The sequence below is a fragment of the Sediminicoccus sp. BL-A-41-H5 genome, assembly GCF_050632405.1.
GTDB lineage: Bacteria > Pseudomonadota > Alphaproteobacteria > Acetobacterales > Acetobacteraceae > Roseococcus.
Map to the genome: position 1 here is coordinate 4,443,648 of NZ_CP192601.1, position 17,900 is coordinate 4,461,547.

Below are 17,900 nucleotides of genomic sequence, written 5' to 3' on the forward strand. Positions count from 1 at the left end.
GCTCCCCTCAAGCCAGGAAAGTCCCGCCATGAACCAGCAATCCCCCCTCGCACGCGCCGCCACCATGGACGAGGCGCGGCGCGTGACCCTGCTGAACGCCGTCGAGCGCAAGCTGCTCTGGATCTCGGCCTGGATGATCCATCACGCCAACCATGTCCGCTCCAACCGGGACGGGCTGAAGGTGGGCGGGCACCAAGCCTCCTGCGCCTCGGTCATCTCGATCCTGACGGCGCTCTATTTCGACATCCTGAAGCCGGCCGATCGTGTCGCCATCAAGCCGCATGCGGGCCCTGTCTTCCACGCCATGAACCTGCTGCTGGGGCGGCAGAGCGCGGAGCGGCTCTCCACGCTGCGGCAATTCGGCGGCATCCAGCCCTATCCCTCCCGCATGAAGGATGGCGGGGAAGTGGATTTCTCCACGGGCTCGGTCGGCCTGGGCGTGGCGCTGACCAGCTTCGGCAGCCTGGTGCAGGATTATGTGCGCCTGAAGAAGCTGGCGCCCGAGGGCCTGCCCGCCGGCCGGCATGTCGCTATCGTGGGCGATGCGGAGCTGGACGAGGGCAACATCTACGAGGCCCTGCTGGAGGGCTGGAAGCACGACATCCGCAATGTCTGGTGGGTGGTGGACTACAACCGCCAGAGCCTGGATTCCGTGGTGCAGGATCGCCTCTTCGGCCGCATCGAGGGCCTGTTCCGCGACATGGGCTGGAACGTCGTCACCCTCAAATACGGCCGCAAGCTGCAGGCCGCCTTCGCGCGCCCGGGCGGCGAGGCGCTGCGCCGCTGGATCGACGATTGCCCCAACAGCCTCTATGCGGCCCTCACCTTCCAGGGCGGTGCGGCCTGGCGCAGCGCGCTGCTCGCCGAGCTCGGCCGCGAGGAGGGGCTGCGCGCCATCATTGATCCGCTGACCGATGACGAGCTGGCGGCGCTGATGAACAACCTCGGCGGCCACGACATCGAGACGCTGATGGAGGCCTTCCGCGCCCAGGATGCGGCGGGTGACCAGCCCACCTGCTTCATCGCCTACACCGTGAAGGGCATGGGCCTGCCCTTCGCCGGCCACAAGGACAATCATGCCGGGCTGATGACGAAGGAGCAGATGGAGGAGTTCCGCTCCGCCATGCGCATCCGCCCGGGCCATGAGTGGGACGAGTTCGAGGGGCTGGACATCTCGGCCGAGGAGATGCGCGCCTTCATCCAGAGTGTGCCCTTCGCCGAGAAGCTGACGCCGGCGGGCCGTTCGCTCACCTCGCCCAAGATTCCGATCCCCGCCGTGCTGCCCGTGCCGCGCGTGCCGGCAGGCCGGAAGCTCTCCACCCAGGCGGCCTTCGGCGAGATCCTGGCCGGGATCGGGCGTGGGGAGGGGGAATTCGCGCCCATGGCGGCCTGCATCGTCACCACCAGCCCGGATGTGACCGTCTCCACCAATCTCGGCCCCTGGGTGAACCGGCGCGGCATCTTCGACCGCCATCTGAAGAACGATGTCTTCCGCGATGCCAAGCTGGCCTCGGCCCAGCGCTGGGGCATGTCGCCCGAGGGGCAGCATGTGGAACTCGGCATCGCCGAGCAGAACCTCTTCCTCGTGCTGGCGGCGCTTGGCCTGTCCGACCGGCTCTATGGCGCGCGGCTGCTGCCGATCGGGACCGTGTACGATCCTTTCGTGAACCGCGGCCTCGATGCGCTGATCTACGGCTGCTACATGGATGCGCGCTTCCTGCTGGTCAGCACGCCCTCGGGCATCACGCTGGCGGCCGAGGGCGGGCAGCACCAGTCGGTGAACACGCCGCTGATCGGCATGGCGCAGGACCGGCTCGCCGCCTATGAGCCCGCCTTCGCCGATGAACTCGCCATCCTGATGCGCCATGCCTTCGCGCATATGCAGGAGCCGGAGGGCTCCTCCGTCTGGCTGCGGCTTTCCACGCGCGGCCTCACGCAGCCCGAGCGGCAGCTCGACCCGGCGCAGGTCATCGCCGGCGGCTACTGGATGGTGCCGCCCGCGCCGGGGGCGCGCATCGCCATCGCCTATCAGGGGGCCCTGGCGCCGGAAGCCATGGCGGCCTTCGAGACGCTGCGTGCCGAGGAGCCCGGCGCCGGGCTCCTCGCCGTCACCTCGCCCGACCGGCTGCACCAGGGCTGGCTCGAATCGCGCAAGCGGGCGCGTGGCGGGCCGGGCGCCGCGCCCTCGTGGATCGAGACGTTGCTGGCCCCGCTGGCGCCGGGTGCGGGCATCGTCACCCTGCTGGATGGCCACCCTGCGGCGCTGGACTGGATGGGCGGCGTGCGCGGTCAGCGCATCGCCGCGCTCGGCGTGGACCGCTTCGGCCAGGGCGGCGACATCCCGGCGCTCTATGCCGAATACGGGCTGGACGAGGCGGCGATCCTGGATGCCTGCGCGGAGTTGCTGCTGGCACCAGGCAACTAAGGCTCGTTGACGGCCCGTCGGAGGCTACGGCGGAGGCGGAGCGGCTTGCCGTGAGACCCTGGGCCATGATCCGCTCGGGCTGGATCACGATCGAACTTCCTCAGCAGGTTTCGTCGGCGAGCCGTGATGCTGGCGGGGCGCATCATGTCCATCTCTCGCGCTTGCCGATGATGGTGAAGGTGTTGTCGATGCTCTCGGCCGCGCCCTTGTCAGGGAACAGCGTCTCGAGGAACAGCGCGGCGCCAGGGATGTGGATGTGGCCGGCGGGTATCGGGTGCTTGCCCGCAAGCTCCGCTGCGAGCGTTCTATAGCGGCTGCAAAGCAGTCCGTTCTCGCAAAAGATGAGCCGCTTGAGCGCGCGCCGGGCATTGTTGGTTCCGACGAGGCTGAGGCGATAATCGCCGGTTCCGCTGCGCCGCACGAGGCGGGGCAGGGTCAGCAACTCCTTGGCCCCTGGCAGGCCGATGCTGGCTGCCCAGTTGAACAATTCCTGGCAGCCGTCGCGGAAACTTCGAGTGAAACGTTCATGCGCGAGACCGGAGGAACGATCAGGCTTCATGCGCAGCTCGACCGACCAGTGCAGCTCCCGGTGCGGGCCGTGAAGCACCGCGCGCAAGGCTGAATCGGCCACGAGCGACGTCCAGGCGAGCTCTGTGCGAGCCACGAGAAGGTGGTTCACAAGCCGCTCGTTCAGCTGGATGATTTGCTTCATGCGCGCTTCAAGCGCGGCGTGGAAACGGGCAAGTCGGAGCGCGAATTTTTGCGGGCCTTCGCTCTGGGCCAGTTCCGTCGCGCTGGGCAGATGGTGAAATGCCGAGGGCTTGTCTCGCGGCATGTGCAGAACCAGCAGCAAGTCGCCCCAACCATCGATCAGGAAGCCCATGTCGGCTTTGGTGAATTCCCCCCAAACGTGGTTCTTGTCGTCCCCTACTCGCTCCAGCAACTCGTTCAACAGGGTCAGGCGTGCAGAGCGCTGGGCCAACTGGATGGAGATGATCGCCAGCGCGGGGGCGGGCTCGTCCGGCAGGAGCCATTCGTGAGCGCAGCCAAGCTGCGGCTGGCTGGACAGACTGATCTCGTCCGCGATCCTGGCCCATTGCCCCTGTGCCTTCCAAGCGTTGTCCGTATTCTCGTCGGCTTTAATCACGGAGGGTTCCGTCCAGCTGCGCCGGAAGGGCAGGCCGAATTGCTGCCGGATGAAGAAGGGCAGCTGGTTGATGCGGTTGGAGCGCGCCAGCTTGGAGAGCTGGGCGGATTTGGCGTTCGCGCTTCCTGCCGGGCTTTGCCATTCGGTCAGGCGATGCCGCTCCTGGACGGATATGACGGGGAGGGCGGATGGCGCCAGGGTGCGGGCGCTCTCGATCCGCATCTGGTCATACCGGCCGAGGAGCGGAAGGCACTGGACACTGGATCTTCTGGGTTCACCGCCGAGGCAGGGCCAGGCACGGTTGTCCACCTGGTCGAGCCAGGGCGAGGCGTGCAGCGAGCTCAGGGCGTCTGGACCGCGCTCGAAATCGCCGGGTGCGTTCGGATTCAGGTTTCGATGAGCGCCGGGCAGCAGATGCGCCCGGCTGGAGATGCGCTCGATGCGATGGTTCCGGCCGCGCCCGATCGCCGCGGGTCCTTCAGTCGAATGGCCCAGCGCCGTTGCTAGTTTCGGAAAATTCGCTCTGGAAAGGGGATCATTGGCCAAATCAATATACCAGCATAACATGTCAATACGCTGCTTGAATTGCGAATTATATAATTTTTCTGCAACATTACTGCGTATATGATCACATAATTCAAGCGATTTTTCTATATCTTGATGAAGAATTTTGAAAAAATTGTTGGACTTTTCTGTTTGTACATCAGTCCAATTGTTGGGTTGATGACCCACGGGACTTATTTTTTTGTCGTCGACGAGCCATTTTTCAATCATGGCCGTGAGCCTCTGCAGGGATCGGTCTGTTGCGTATTGCGGCAAATGTGCCAGGTCATGCTTGATCGTCATGATGGCGCGCGCGCAGGTTTCGATGAGGCCGCGATCGGGGCGCGAAATCCACACGTGGAATTCCAGGCCCAGTTGGAACACATCCCGTCCGAGCCAGTTCAAGCGGTGAACGGCCCGCAACCAGCGATCGATGGCGGAGGGCAATGATGCCCCCGCCGGCTCGGCCAAGGTCTCGAAACTCTGGCCGTTGGCTGGTCGGGCCAGCAGGTCCAGGCTTGTGATCAGCGCCCATTGCCAGGGAATGTCATGCAGCCAGGCGAAGGGCCTTTCGTGGTCTGGCGCCAGGCGGTCGCTCGGCCTCGTGATGTAGGTGCTGGTAAAGAGCGTCTCCAGCTGAGCATTGTCCTTGAGGTTCCCCTCCCTGAGGCTCGCCCAGAGCAAACGAGGGTCCTCCGCGAGGCGATCGAGCAGCGGTCCCAGCAACAGCGTGCGCAGGCGCTTGTTCAGGTCTTGCGGCTCATTCCGCGGGCTGTCGGGCATCCGCTTGGCGAGCAGATCGTTCCAGGCTTTCACCTCCGTGTATCGGCGGGCGGTTTTCAGGAAGGCTCGCCCTTCCATGTGGCCAATGATGTCGGCGATGGTGTCAGCCAGGTATTTCCAGTTCTGCCAGCGCGAGCGGGCGCGCGAAGGGGCGCGTTCATGAAAGGCCGTGAAGAACAGCCGGCTGGCCTGCTCGATCCCGTCCAGCAGCACGTCCGAAAGGGCGGCGGGCTTGTTGTCTTTGTCTGGCAGGGCGCGGATCAGGGCGCAGGTGGCGCGCAGCCGAAGATACCAGATGGGCGGGAAGTTGAACTCCTCGAGCCGCTCGAAGGTCTCGGCCTGCAGGTCAAGATCGAAATCGATCGAGTCCACCGCGCCATGCAGCAACGGCGCGAAGCCCGCGCCCAGCAACTCATGGAAACCGGCGAAGGCGTAAGCCGGACCCACGACGGATGCCGCGACGATGTCCACGGCGATTTCCTCCAGCACGGCCTGCAACTGCTTGGCGTCCAGCCGCCAGAAGCTGATCTCCTCCGCTTCGGCTGCTTCGGTGAAGGCGCTGATGGCAGCGCGGATCGCCTGCATGAGCGTCGCAAAATCATCATCCGCGCCCGCGAGCACATGCAGGGAGAAGCCCAGATACCGGCCCTCCAACTCAGCATGGGCGATTTCGTGGGCCAGTTGTGGCTGCAGGTCCGGGCGGTCCGGCATCCAGTAGCTGGAATTGACGTAGCGCGTCTCGGAGTAGCGGTTGGGCGCGTCCTTCTTGCCGCCAAGCGGCGTTGCCCGCGGGTCCCAGGCGCGGTTCGCGTAGATCGCATCGACGCTGCCTTCATAGGATGAGGTGGCGGAGAGGTCCCACCTGTGCATGATGAAGGGGCCCAGGCGGGACGCCTCCTTCTTGGCCCACCCGGGCTCGTTCAGGGGGTCCGGAGCCTTGAGACCTTCCTGGAAGAGCCCCTGGATGCAGCGTTGGATTGTCAGGCAGCGATCGACGATGGCGCCTGTGTAGATTCCCTGGTCGCGCCGACGTGCGGCGGAGGGGCGGGGATCCTGTTCCAGCGACAGGTCCAGCAGCTGTTCGATCTGGCGCTGCAGGTGGCCGATCTGCCTGACGCGGAACTGCAATTGCGCATTGAACGCGAAACGTGTCAGCAGGAAGTCCTGCAGCTTTCTCGGGTCGAAGTCACCGGCCAGCTTCTGCCATTCGTCGTCCGGCGCACCTGGGACGGGCGGGATCGCGCGGACAGGCTCGCCCGACGGCTCCCTGATCCAGAAGGCCCGCAGCGCGGCATGGACCAGGATGATCTTTTCGCGCAGCAGTTGCTGCTTCATGGTCTGCAGGCTGGAAAGAAGGAAGTGCAGCCGGCGCAACTCCTGCGTCAGCAGGCCCGCATTCGCCGCGTTCTGCATGATGGCGGCGGCGAGCGCGTAGAGCTCAGCGGCCTCGCCGGCCGGCTTTCCCTCAGCCCCTGCGGTCTCGGGGTCGGGTTCGAGCGGGCCGCCAGGCGGTGGGAAGCGCACCACCCAGTTCTTCGCAAGGACGCGGCTCTTTTCGCGTACCGCGGCAATGCTCAGCGGCATGAGAATCCTGGCCCAGCTGCCCTCGGTGTTGCCATCCGCCTCGGGACGATCGCCCCAGAGGAAGGCCTCTTCGTAGCGCAGCAGGACGGCGAGCCGCGGCAGCCCGATCTGGTGGATCAATGTCAGCTGCAACTGCCTGATCTCGTGAAACAGCAGGTCGCACTTGTCTGTCGCGTCCAGGAAGCTGATCAACACCATGCGCGCCAGGGGCGTGGGATGGGCGATACGGACGGCTGAATCCGGGGCAGACGACGTCATGGAGTTTTCCATTCGCGCGGAAGATTCCCAGCCTTGAGAGGTTGGGATCCGTGCAATATAATTTTTAGGAAATTAAATTATCTACCAATCGTTAGCGAAATTGCGTCGATCGGGGTAAAATTGTACGTTTCAGGCTGCGCGAAGCGGTATTGGCGTACGAAAATCTCTCGATCCTTGACTCCCTCTTCCCAATCGCCTAGTATCTGCGGCTTCGCGGGCTTGGCGGCTCGATCCGAAGTGGGTCGTGAGTGGCTTCCCCTTGCGAAAGGCCCGCGGGATGAGCGACGCAAGCAAATGACCAATCCGGACAGTGGTGATAGCCGTGGCGATGTGCCGCATGGGCCTTCGGCAACCGGCGAGGACAAGCTCGGGAAGATATTGGAGGTCGTGACCGAACTTCGCAGCGATTACGCGGCCCTGCGGAACGACATGACCGACCTGAAGGTCGCACACAAAAGCCTGGAGGAGCAGGGGAGCCTGCTCAGGACGCTCCAGCAGGACATCGGTGAGCTTCGCGTCGCGCAGGAGAACAGGGATCGTGAATTCTTTCGGCTGCGCGTGCAGCAGGATGCCCTGAACGCAGCACAGGCGTCCCGCATCCATGGCGGGCGCGGCTTGGCCTCGTCCCCGAGCTTCGGAGGTTCGGCCGCCATGGAGCCCCGCCCCTATATCGGCACGGCCGACGGCTCCATCCGGCCACGTCGGGTCCGCTGAGACGACTGCGGGAGCCCCGCCTCGGTCGGACAGATCCATAGCAGCAGAAGGGTGCCGCGATGCTGGATTTCCTCTGGCTGTTCGTCATTCTGCTCCTCCTCCTGCTCGTTCCGCTCGCCAAGATCTGGCTGTTCCATCTCCTGCGCCGGCCGCTTCCTCCCGCGCCGCAGCCGCCATCCGCCGCGTCGGCTTCTTCTGAACAGCATGGCGGCAGTCTGGCCTTTCGACGCCGGCTCGCGCTGCACCGGGCTCGGGTTTGGCTGAGCGACCGGCTTCTCTCGCTCGTGCCGCCACAGCGCCGGATGATCGGGCTTGCCGCGCGCCCGGCCCGCACGCCGCTCTTCGCGGTGCTGGTGTACCGGGACCACTTCATGCGGGATGAGACGGGCATGTACATCGCCCACACCGCCGGGCGAGACGAGCGCGCCGATCGTCGCGGCACGTTGCTCCTGCCCTATGGGATCGCGCGGCCCTTGGTGATCGCCGCCCTGGTGGTCGGGATGGCGCTCGGCCTGGCCGTCGCCGACGACCGCTGGCATATGGAATACCAAATCCTGACGGTCATCAGCTCGTGCCTTGTGGCGCTGGTGGCCGCGGCCGCGCCGGCATACTTGGTCTGCCTTTATCCCGCGCGGGCGCCGCTGGACGACATTCTTCACCGGGCGGCACGCAGTGAGAGGCCAATCCTGATGGAGGCCGCAGGTCGCCTCTCACACCCGCCCCAGGAGCACTCGCATCCGCATGAGGCGCGCGTGCCGCCCCGGGGAGCGTTGCGCGATTGCCGGCAGTGGCTCAGCGCAGCCTTGCAAGGTATCCGGCCCGTGACCCGGCGAGAAGCACGCATGCGCGCCATGGCGCTGCTGCATCGGGCAAACCTGCAGCATCTCCTCTTGGCGCTTGCGCTTGGGCGGGTTCTGGTTGGCCGCGAGAGCGAGCAACGTGCGCTTCTGCGTGGCGGTGCGACGGCGAACCTCCGCTTCGTCATGCTGTTCTACGGCCACATGATCGCGCTTTATGCGTTGATCATCTTCGTGTGCTTCGTCGTGGTCGCGCTGGGCGGTGGCGAGGCGGAGGGGGGCATGGGCATTGTGGGGCACCTTCACCCCTTGCGCGGCGAGGTGACGGAAGGCGCCCTGTTCGCCGCGCAGGCGAGGTCGCCCGAACGGGCGTCACCTCTGCATGTGGTCGCCCTGGCGTTGTTCTTCTGGTGGCTTCTGCTGGGCTGGTACTCCTACTCGAGCGTGGCCCCCGACCTTCAGAATCTGAGGGAGGATCTCGACGCCACTGCGAACCTGCTGCCCTCGAGCGTGGATCGCGGGACGCTGGATGACGCGCTGGGCCCGCTTCTGGCGCAAGCCGGAGGAAACTGGGTGGCCAATGTCGTCAGCGCGTCGAGTGTCATCCTGCTGATCGCGGCCCTCACGCTCATGCAGGTCCTGGGGCAAAGCTGATGAGCCGGCGCTGGCGGCCACCAGTGCGGCCCACGGCCCATCAAGGGCTTGGATGGCTGCGCCCGGGTGACGACGGCCAGGGCTGCGCGCCGCGCATCAATCATGGTCGCGTCGCTTTCCTCGCCCAGCGGGTCATCCACCTCCACCGGACGCTTCTTGCCGGTGCCGCGGTGGGCGAAGGTATTGAGCATGACAAGGCCCGGCAGCCCCCAGCGTTGCCGGACCCGTCAGATACAGTCAGCGGCCGTGGGGTCATCCACGTCGAGGTCGGCGGTGGGGGGCATGCCGGTGACCACGCCGAAGTCCGGCGCGCCGGTGGGCGGCCAGTCCCGGCGCCGCTCCAGCCACCAGCGCCAGCGGCTGAATTCGGAGAAGGCGGCCGTTTCGGCTACATGCGCCGCTTCCCAATTGGGCCACGCGGTCATGCGGGCGTGGTGGAATTGGCAGACGCTGGAGTTAGAGCATGATGCGCTGAGGCGGAATCGCCGAGCGGCCAGTCCCGGCGCCGCTCCAGCCACCAGCGCCAGCGGCTGAATTCGGAGAAGGCGGCCGTTTCGGCTACATGCGCCGCTTCCCAATTGGGCCACGCGGTCATGCGGGCGTGGTGGAATTGGCAGACGCTGGAGTTAGAGCATGATGCGCTGAGGCGGAATCGCCGAGCGGCCAGTCCCGGCGCCGCTCCAGCCACCAGCGCCAGCGGCTGAATTCGGAGAAGGCGGCCGTTTCGGCTACATGCGCCGCTTCCCAATTGGGCCACGCGGTCATGCGGGCGTGGTGGAATTGGCAGACGCTGGAGTTAGAGCATGATGCGCTGAGGCGGAATCGCCGAAACGCTGAATCATCCTCTCAGCAAAACCTAGAACGAGCGAAGTGAACGCAGCACGCTCTCGGTTCCACTGGCGCAAGCCGTGGGGGTTCAAATCCCTTTGCCCACACCACCGGGCGGCGCCCGTCAACGCATGAACGGAATCGCTCTCTATGCAGGCCATTCTGCTGCTGGGCTGGGGCCAGGGGCCGAACTCACGCCATGACACGGCGGAGCCGGGCCTCCAGCTCCGCCGGGCCGGCCGGGAGATGGGCGTCCGAAAGCCGCCCATGGCGTTCAGGGAAGACCTCGATGAGCGCCGTTGCGTCGAAGCCGACGGGCGACCATTCGCGGTCCAGGAAGCGGATCGCCGCCTCCCAATCCGTCGCGAGGTGGCGTTCCTGGCGCAGGACCAGCGCCTGATCCTGGCCGATGCCCGCATAGAAATCCCGGATCCGGTGGTCGAGCGGCGTTTCGGTCGTCAGGGGGATTCGCCCGCTCGCCCCGGCATGGATGTCGAAGGCGGCGCAGGGGCGGCCATAGGCCTCGGCCAGGACCAGCCCGTGCAGCCCGGTCGAGAGCAGGCGCCGGCAATCCAGCATTTCGTCCAGCTTGGCGCGCATGGAGCGCACATCCAGGGCGTGCAGGGGGGAAATGATCCGGACCGTGCCCGCGAGGCTGGGGGGAAGGTGGTAGCGCAGGAATTCGGCATTCGCCGGCGCCCCAGGATGCGGCGCGGCGACCTCGCTCTCATGCAGGATCACGCCCAGTTCGTGGCGGGGCGGGCCCGGCGGCGCCGGCCAGAGGCGGGGCAGCAGCCAGGCGGGGTCGCCGAAGGCGCGCGGCGGGCCGAAGCCGGCCTCGGCCAGCAACCGGGCCGAGAAGGGGCCGCGCAGAAGGTGCGGGACCAGGCGCGTGGCGAAATGGCGCGGAAATCCCCTCTGCGGCTCGAAGGGGTTGTTGCCGCCGGCGGCGCCGGTGCCCCAGAGGTCCACCGTGCCAAGCCGGAACTTCTGGGCGTTGGTGCCCGTCGCCGCCAGCCGGCGCCAGGGCGAGATCCGGGGGGCGCGCACGACCTCCCGCCCCGAGAAGGCGGCCACCAGGAGCGGGCCCAGCGAATCCCCGAAATTGCCGATACCCGGCGCCACCAGCGAAAAATCGAGGGGCAGGGGCCTCAAGGGGAAGGCAGCGGGATCAGGGGCGCATCCCGCTTCTGGTAGAGCGGGTGCTTCGGGCTGCCGTCACCGTTCACGCCGAAGCAGAGGGCCGTGACCCCCGCCTCGCGCAGCAGCCCCGCCAGGGCGGGCCCGCGCTTCAACAGGGGCTTGGGCGGCTGCCCCCAGGCGACGACGACCAGAGCCGCGCTCCGGGCATAGTGGAGGATGGTCGCGTCATTCTCCTCGCCCACCGGGTCCTCCACCTCCAGCAGGCGCTTCTTGTCGGTCGCGCGGTAGGCGAAGGCGTTCAGCATGACGAGGCCGGGCAGGCCCCAGCGGTACCGAGCGCGCCAGATGCAGCCGGCCACCGTCGGGTCATCCGCCTCGAGATCGGCGGTGGAGGGATTCATGCCGATCACAACGCCGAAGCCGGGCGTGCCGATGGGCGCGCCGTCCCAGCGCCGCTCCAGCCACCAGCGCCAGCGCCTGCACCCGGAAAAGGCGGCGGCGGAGACGATGTCGGAGGCGAGGCGCAGCCGCACCTTGCCGCCCGGATCATGGGGGATGGTCATGGGGCCAGTATTGGCGAGGGCGGCCGTTTCGGCTACATGCGCCGCTTCCCATTTGGCCACGCGGTCATGCGGGCGTGGTGGAATTGGCAGACACGCTGGATTTAGGTTCCAGTGGCGCAAGCCGTGGGGGTTCAAATCCCTCCGCCCGCACCACCTGGCCGCGCCCATCAACACACGAACGGAATCGCTCACTATGCAGGTCACTGAGGTTGCGAACGAAGGGCTCAAGCGGGCCTACACGGTGGTGGTTCCCGCGACGAGCATCGCCGCCCAGAAGGACAAGCGCCTGGCTGAGCTGGCCAAGGACATGAAGATGCCGGGCTTCCGCCCCGGCAAGGTGCCGCAGAAGGTGGTTCTCGCCCGCTACGGCCAGGCCGTGATGGGCGAGGTGCTGGAAGCCTCCGTCCAGGAAGCCACCAGCAAGGTGGTGACGGACAATAACCTCCGCCCCGCGCTGCAGCCCAAGATCGAGCTGGTGAACTTCGCCGATGGCGCCGACCTTGAATTCCGCATGGATGTGGAGGTCCTGCCCACCATCCCGATGCCGGATTTCGCCAGCATCAGCCTGACGCGCCTCAAGGCCGCCCCGGGCGATGAGGAAGTGGCCAAGGCGCTGGAGAGCATCAGCCGCCGCCAGGCCAGCCTGGAGGAGACGGAAGCCCGCGCCGCCGCCAAGGGCGAGGTGCTGGTTTGCGATTTCGTCGGCCGCATCGGCGGCGAGGAATTCCAGGGCGGCTCCGCCACCGACATGCCGATCGAAGTGGCCGGCCCCGGCTTCATCCCCGGCTTCACCGAGCAGCTGGAAGGCCTGGCCCCGGGCGAGGAGCGTGTGATCAAGGTGTCCTTCCCGGCCGAATACGGCTCGGCCGAGCTGGCCGGTAAGGATGCCGAGTTCACCGTCACCGCCAAGGCGCTGAAGACCTATTCCAAGCCCGCGCTGGATGACGAGCTGGCGAAGAAGCTCGGCCTCGAGAGCTTCGAGAAGCTGCGCGAGGTGATCCTGGAGAGCCTGCAGCGCGAATATGACAGCCAGAGCCGCATGGCCATCAAGCGCAAGCTGCTGGATGCCCTGGCCGAGCGCGCCAGCTTCGAAGTGCCCGAGGGCATGGTGGAGAACGAGTTCAAGCAGATCTGGGAGCGCGTCGAGGCCGACATGAAGGCCGGCCGCCTGGACGGCGAGGATGCCGGCAAGGACGAGGCCACGCTGAAGGCCGAGTACCGGGCCATCGCCGAGCGCCGCATCCGCCTCGGCCTGCTGCTCTCCGAGATCGGCACCACCAACAACATCACGGTGAGCCGCGAGGAGCTGGGTAACGCGATGCGCGCCGAGGTGCAGCGCTATCCGGGCCAGGAGAAGCAGGTCTTCGAGTTCTTCCAGAAGAACCCGCAGGCGCTGGAGAACCTCCGCAGCCCGATCTTCGAGGAGAAGGTCGTGGACTTCATGCTGGAACTGGCCAAGGTCGAGGACGAGACGGTGACGCCGGAGAAGCTGGCCGAGGCCGCCACGCAGGTCTGATCGGTGGGGGAGGGGGTTTTTACGCCCCCTCTTTCCTTGGGCGCGTCTCTGCCCACATGCTGTGCCTGACCAAGGGGCCGGGGCACGATTCGTCCGGCCTTAACCAGGCCGTGCCCATCCTGGGGCGGACCTCAGAAGATGGGAATGCAAGACGTGCGATATGTGGGGACCCAGGATCGCGATCCTGTTGAAATCTATAACAACTCCCTCGTCCCCATGGTGGTGGAGCAATCCAGCCGCGGCGAGCGCGCCTATGACATCTATTCGCGGATGCTCAAGGAGCGGATCATCTTCCTGACCGGCGCGGTCTATGATCAGGTGTCCTCGCTGATCTGCGCGCAGCTCCTGTTTCTGGAGAGCGAAAACCCGAACAAGGAAATTTCGTTCTACATCAACAGCCCGGGCGGCGTGGTGAGCGCCGGGCTCGCGATCTACGACACGATGCAGTTCATCCGCAGCCCGGTCAGCACGGTCTGCCTCGGCATGGCGGCCTCCATGGGCTCGCTGCTGCTGACGGCCGGCGCCAAGGGCAAGCGCTTCGCGCTGCCGAATGCCCGGGTGATGGTTCACCAGCCGTCCGGCGGCGCCCAGGGCCAGGCGACGGATATCGAGATCCAGGCGCGCGAGATCCTGGAACTGCGCAAGCGCCTGAACCAGATCTACGTCACCCACACGGGCCAGCCGGTCGAGGCGATCGAGGCCAAGCTGGAGCGCGACAGCTACATGTCCGCCGAGGAGGCCCGCGACTGGGGCCTGATCGACCAGGTGGTGGACAAGCGCCCCCCCGCGGCGGAAGTGCCGAAAAGCTGAGCCTTGAGCGAGGCTTAGGGATTTATGGAGCAGGATGAGCCGGCAGGGGCGGCAAAGCTTCCCTTGCAGGCCCCCGGGAGGGTAGATTCCCGGGTCACGAGTTTGAAACGCGGCCGTGGGGCGGACAGCCGGGTCCCGTCCCGCCGCGAGGAGTGCGCATGAGCAAGTCTGGCGACAGCAAGAACACCCTTTACTGCTCCTTCTGCGGCAAGTCGCAGCACGAGGTGCGCAAGCTCATCGCGGGCCCGACCGTCTTCATCTGCGATGAATGCGTCGAACTCTGCATGGATATCATCCGTGAAGAGCACAAGACCCACATGGTGAAGACGCGCGATGGCGTGCCGACGCCGAAGGAAATCTGCAAGGTCCTCGACGACTATGTGATCGGCCAGGAACACGCGAAGAAGGTGCTCGCGGTCGCGGTGCACAACCACTACAAGCGCCTCGCCGCGGTGGCCAAGAACAACGACGTCGAGATCGCCAAGTCCAACATCATGCTGATCGGCCCCACCGGCTCGGGCAAGACGCTGCTGGCGCAGACGCTCGCCCGCATCCTGGACGTGCCCTTCACCATGGCGGATGCGACGACGCTGACCGAGGCCGGCTATGTCGGCGAGGATGTGGAGAACATCATCCTCAAGCTGCTGCAGGCGGCCGACTACAATGTCGAGCGCGCGCAGCGCGGCATCGTCTATATCGACGAGGTCGACAAGATCAGCCGCAAGTCGGACAACCCCTCCATCACGCGGGACGTTTCGGGCGAGGGCGTGCAGCAGGCGCTGCTGAAGATCATGGAGGGCACCGTGGCCTCCGTGCCGCCGCAGGGCGGGCGCAAGCATCCGCAGCAGGAATTCCTGCAGGTGGACACGACCAACATCCTCTTCATTTGCGGCGGCGCCTTCGCCGGGCTGGAGCGGATCATCGGCGCGCGCGGCAAGGGCTCGGGCATCGGCTATGGCGCCGAGGTGCGCAGCCCCGAGGATCGCCGCATGGGGGCCGTGCTGCGCGAGGTGGAGCCCGAGGACCTGCTGAAGTTCGGCCTGATCCCGGAATTCATCGGCCGCCTGCCGGTGGTCGCGACGCTCGAGGACCTCGACGAGAAGGCGCTCATCGAGATCCTGACGCGCCCGAAGAACGCGCTGCTCAAGCAGTACCAGCGGCTCTTCGAGATGGAGGGCGCCAAGCTCACCTTCACCGAGGACGCGCTCCGGTCGGTCGCCACGCGGGCGATCCAGCGCAAGACCGGCGCTCGCGGCCTGCGCTCCATCATGGAGCAGATCCTGCTTACCACCATGTTCGAGCTGCCGGGCCTCGCCGACGTCGAGGAGGTGGTGGTGAACCGCGAGGTGGCGGAGATCCGTGCCCAGCCGCTCTTCATCTACGGCGAGAAGCCCGCCGAACAGACCTCCGCCTGAGCCGGCGGGGGTCAGGAGGGGCGGCTTGTCTGCCGCCCTTTCATGACCAGATAAGGTCACTAACCCGTGGCTCCGGGTGGGCGTGCCGAATTCGGGCGCCCGCCCCGCCGACTGTCCCAGTGAGGTCCTCATGACGGAAACCATTCGCGGCGACCTGCTTCCCGTGCTGCCCCTGCGGGATATCGTCGTCTTCCCGCATATGATCGTGCCGCTCTTCGTCGGCCGCGAGAAATCCGTGCGCGCGCTCGAAGCCGTGATGCGCGAGGACAAGCAGATCCTGCTCGTCGCCCAGAAGAACGCCCTGCAGGATGATCCTGGCGCCAAGGACCTGTTCGAGACCGGCACCGTCTCCACCGTGCTGCAGCTGCTGAAGCTGCCCGACGGCACGGTGAAGGTGCTGGTCGAAGGCGGGCGCCGCGCCAAGATCGTGGGCTTCAAGGAGACCGAGAACTACTTCGAGGCCTTCACCGAGCCGATGGCCGAAGCCGCTTCGGACAAGCGCGAGGTCGAGGCGCTGATGCGCACCGTGGTCTCGCAGTTCGAGAGCTACATCAAGCTCAACAAGAAGATCGCGCCCGAGGTGCTGGTCTCGATCAACCAGATCGATGATGCCGGCAAGCTCGCGGACACGGTGGCGAGCCACCTCTCCATCAAGATCCCCGAGAAGCAGGAGCTGCTCGAGATCGCCTCCGTCGCCGCGCGTCTGGAGCGTGTCTTCTCGCACATGGAAGGCGAGATGAGCGTGCTCCAGGTGGAGAAGCGCATCCGCAGCCGCGTGAAGCGGCAGATGGAGAAGACGCAGCGCGAATACTACCTGAACGAGCAGATGCGCGCGATCCAGAAGGAGCTGGGCGAGGGCGAGGACGGCAAGGACGAATCGGCGGAGATCGAGGCCAAGATCAAGGCCACGAAGCTCAGCAAGGAAGCGCATGACAAGGCGATGGCGGAGCTGAAGAAGCTGCGCACCATGTCGCCCATGTCGGCCGAGGCGACCGTCGTCCGCAACTACCTCGACTGGATCCTCAGCATCCCCTGGAAGAAGCGCAGCGTCATCCGCCGCGATATCACCGCGGCCGAGAAGGTGCTCGACGCCGACCATTACGGCCTGGAGAAGGTGAAGGAGCGGATCATCGAGTATCTGGCTGTGCAGGCGCGCAGCAAGAAGATCCGCGGCCCCATCCTCTGCCTCGTCGGCCCGCCCGGCGTGGGCAAAACCTCGCTCGGCAAATCCATCGCCAAGGCCACGGGGCGCAACTTCGTGCGGATGTCGCTGGGCGGCGTGCGGGACGAGGCGGAAGTGCGTGGCCACCGGCGGACCTATATCGGCTCCATGCCGGGCAAGGTCATCCAGGGCATGAAGAAGGCGAAGACGAGCAACCCGCTCTTCCTGCTGGATGAGATCGACAAGCTCGGCGCCGATTGGCGGGGCGACCCCTCCAGCGCGCTGCTGGAAGTGCTGGACCCCGAGCAGAACGCCACCTTCGCCGACCACTACCTGGAGGTGGATTACGACCTGAGCGACGTGATGTTCGTCACGACCGCCAATTCGCTCCGCATGCCCCAGCCGCTGCTGGACCGCATGGAGATCATCCGCATCCCCGGCTACACCGAGGATGAGAAGGTGCAGATCTCCAAGCGGCACCTCCTGCCCAAGGTGACCGAGGCGAATGGCCTGAAGTCCGCCGAATGGTCGCTCTCGGACGAGGCGCTGCTCGATCTCGTGCGCTACTACACGCGCGAGGCGGGCGTGCGGAACCTGGAGCGCGAGCTGGGCGGCCTGGCGCGCAAGGCGGTGAAGGAGATCGTCACCGGCAAGGCGAAGAAGGTCGCGATCAACCGCAAGAACCTCGAGAAATACGCGGGCGTGAAGAAGTTCCGCTATGGCGAGGCCGAGAGCGAGGACATGGTGGGCGTCGTCACCGGCCTCGCCTGGACGGAGGTGGGGGGCGACATCCTCTCCATCGAGAGCGTGGTGGTGCCCGGCAAGGGCAACATCAAGCCGACCGGCCAGCTCGGCGACGTGATGAAGGAATCGGTCAGCGCGGCGCTTTCCTATGTGCGCTCGCGTTCGATCAGCTTCGGCATCAAGCCCACGCTGTTCGAGAAGCGCGACATCCACGTCCACGTGCCGGAAGGCGCGACGCCCAAGGATGGCCCGAGCGCGGGTGTGGCGATGGCGACCTCCATCATCTCCGTCCTTACCGGCATTCCGGTGCGGCGTGAGGTGGCGATGACGGGCGAGATCACGCTGCGCGGCCGCGTGCTGCCGATCGGCGGCCTGAAGGAGAAGCTGCTGGCGGCCCTGCGTGCCGGCATCACCACGGTCTTCATCCCGAAGGAGAATGAGAAGGACCTGGCCGACATCCCGGACAGCGTGAAGAAGGCGCTGAAGATCATCGCCGTCAGCCATGCCGATGAGGTGATCAACCAGGCCCTGGTGCGCGCGCCCGATCCGATCACCTGGGTGGAGCCGGAGGAGGCGGCGGTGCCTACCGTCGAATCGGGGGCTGTTGTCCGGCCGCACTGACCGGCCCGGAAATCCATGCCGGCAAGGGCGCCCCCGCGGGCGCCCTTTTCGTTTTCGCCACGTCGCTCAAGGGTTTGCCGAAGCTATCCCCAAAAAACCCAGGCAAACCGCCGCGAATCGGAGGGGTGGCTGATTGACGTGGCGGAAAACCGCCGCTTACTGTCCCTTCCAGGCCAGTGTGGAGAATCGGTCT

General features: G+C 66.1%; 11 protein-coding genes and 1 tRNA gene. 8 read left to right on the forward strand and 4 right to left on the reverse strand.

What is annotated here, in order from left to right; all coding sequences use genetic code 11:
* Nucleotides 1–28 precede the first annotated feature (28 nt).
* Entirely contained in the window at nt 29–2,425 is a 2,397-nt protein-coding gene (locus ACQ860_RS21825) for a 1-deoxy-D-xylulose-5-phosphate synthase N-terminal domain-containing protein (RefSeq protein ID WP_431305414.1), read from the forward strand.
* A gap of 142 nt (nt 2,426–2,567) precedes the next feature.
* Here the strand turns inward: ACQ860_RS21825 and ACQ860_RS21830 are convergent, their stop codons facing one another.
* On the reverse strand, nt 2,568–6,740 hold the full coding sequence (locus ACQ860_RS21830; protein ID WP_431305415.1) for a hypothetical protein: 4,173 nt from the start codon (nt 6,738–6,740) through the stop codon (nt 2,568–2,570).
* A 294-nt stretch (nt 6,741–7,034) separates the two neighbouring features.
* Between ACQ860_RS21830 and ACQ860_RS21835 the strand changes: the two genes are divergently transcribed.
* Entirely contained in the window at nt 7,035–7,454 is a 420-nt protein-coding gene (locus ACQ860_RS21835) for a hypothetical protein (protein ID WP_431305416.1), read from the forward strand.
* Between the two features lie 59 nt (nt 7,455–7,513).
* A complete protein-coding gene (locus tag ACQ860_RS21840) occupies nt 7,514–8,905 on the forward strand; it encodes a hypothetical protein (protein ID WP_431305417.1) in 1,392 nt (463 codons plus the stop codon).
* Nucleotides 8,906–9,132: 227 nt separating this feature from the next.
* On the opposite strand, the gene ACQ860_RS21845 is transcribed toward ACQ860_RS21840, so the two are convergent.
* From ACQ860_RS21845 to ACQ860_RS21855, 3 genes are all read right to left on the reverse strand, one after another.
* Nucleotides 9,133–9,330, reverse strand: coding sequence for a hypothetical protein (locus tag ACQ860_RS21845; protein ID WP_431305418.1), 198 nt, complete (start codon nt 9,328–9,330; stop codon nt 9,133–9,135).
* Between the two features lie 595 nt (nt 9,331–9,925).
* The gene (locus tag ACQ860_RS21850; RefSeq protein ID WP_431305419.1) at nt 9,926–10,888 is read right to left on the reverse strand and encodes a polysaccharide pyruvyl transferase family protein; all 963 of its coding nucleotides are present in this window, start codon (nt 10,886–10,888) and stop codon (nt 9,926–9,928) included.
* Nucleotides 10,885–11,439: a DUF1643 domain-containing protein gene (locus tag ACQ860_RS21855; RefSeq protein ID WP_431305420.1), complete on the reverse strand. Its 555-nt coding sequence runs from the start codon at nt 11,437–11,439 to the stop codon at nt 10,885–10,887. The genes ACQ860_RS21850 and ACQ860_RS21855 overlap by 4 nt, the downstream gene beginning before the upstream one ends.
* Before the next feature lie 68 nt (nt 11,440–11,507).
* Between ACQ860_RS21855 and ACQ860_RS21860 the strand changes: the two genes are divergently transcribed.
* From ACQ860_RS21860 to lon, 5 genes are all read left to right on the forward strand, one after another.
* Nucleotides 11,508–11,592, forward strand: a tRNA-Leu gene (locus ACQ860_RS21860).
* A gap of 40 nt (nt 11,593–11,632) precedes the next feature.
* Nucleotides 11,633–12,955 carry a trigger factor gene (gene tig / locus ACQ860_RS21865; protein WP_431305421.1) on the forward strand — a complete coding sequence of 441 codons (1,323 nt, stop codon included), beginning with the start codon at nt 11,633–11,635 and terminating at the stop codon, nt 12,953–12,955.
* 144 nt (nt 12,956–13,099) lie between these two features.
* On the forward strand, nt 13,100–13,765 hold the full coding sequence (gene clpP, locus ACQ860_RS21870; protein ID WP_431305422.1) for an ATP-dependent Clp endopeptidase proteolytic subunit ClpP: 666 nt from the start codon (nt 13,100–13,102) through the stop codon (nt 13,763–13,765).
* Between the two features lie 158 nt (nt 13,766–13,923).
* Nucleotides 13,924–15,180 (forward strand): ATP-dependent Clp protease ATP-binding subunit ClpX, encoded by a 1,257-nt coding sequence (gene clpX, locus ACQ860_RS21875; protein ID WP_431305423.1) that lies wholly within the window; start codon nt 13,924–13,926, stop codon nt 15,178–15,180.
* Between the two features lie 130 nt (nt 15,181–15,310).
* Nucleotides 15,311–17,707 carry an endopeptidase La gene (gene lon / locus ACQ860_RS21880; protein WP_431305424.1) on the forward strand — a complete coding sequence of 799 codons (2,397 nt, stop codon included), beginning with the start codon at nt 15,311–15,313 and terminating at the stop codon, nt 17,705–17,707.
* The last annotated feature ends 193 nt before the right edge of the window (nt 17,708–17,900 follow it).

Bases quoted from the DNA above. Each gene is read 5' to 3' on its own strand.
- ACQ860_RS21855 (WP_431305420.1), bottom strand. From the start codon at position 11,439: ATGACCATCCCCCATGATCCGGGCGGCAAGGTGCGGCTGCGCCTCGCC.
- clpX (WP_431305423.1), top strand. From the start codon at position 13,924: ATGAGCAAGTCTGGCGACAGCAAGAACACCCTTTACTGCTCCTTCTGC.
- lon (WP_431305424.1), top strand. From the start codon at position 15,311: ATGACGGAAACCATTCGCGGCGACCTGCTTCCCGTGCTGCCCCTGCGG.
- ACQ860_RS21830 (WP_431305415.1), bottom strand. From the start codon at position 6,740: ATGACGTCGTCTGCCCCGGATTCAGCCGTCCGTATCGCCCATCCCACG.
- ACQ860_RS21825 (WP_431305414.1), top strand. From the start codon at position 29: ATGAACCAGCAATCCCCCCTCGCACGCGCCGCCACCATGGACGAGGCG.
- ACQ860_RS21840 (WP_431305417.1), top strand. From the start codon at position 7,514: ATGCTGGATTTCCTCTGGCTGTTCGTCATTCTGCTCCTCCTCCTGCTC.
- tig (WP_431305421.1), top strand. From the start codon at position 11,633: ATGCAGGTCACTGAGGTTGCGAACGAAGGGCTCAAGCGGGCCTACACG.
- ACQ860_RS21845 (WP_431305418.1), bottom strand. From the start codon at position 9,330: ATGACCGCGTGGCCCAATTGGGAAGCGGCGCATGTAGCCGAAACGGCC.
- clpP (WP_431305422.1), top strand. From the start codon at position 13,100: ATGCAAGACGTGCGATATGTGGGGACCCAGGATCGCGATCCTGTTGAA.
- ACQ860_RS21835 (WP_431305416.1), top strand. From the start codon at position 7,035: ATGACCAATCCGGACAGTGGTGATAGCCGTGGCGATGTGCCGCATGGG.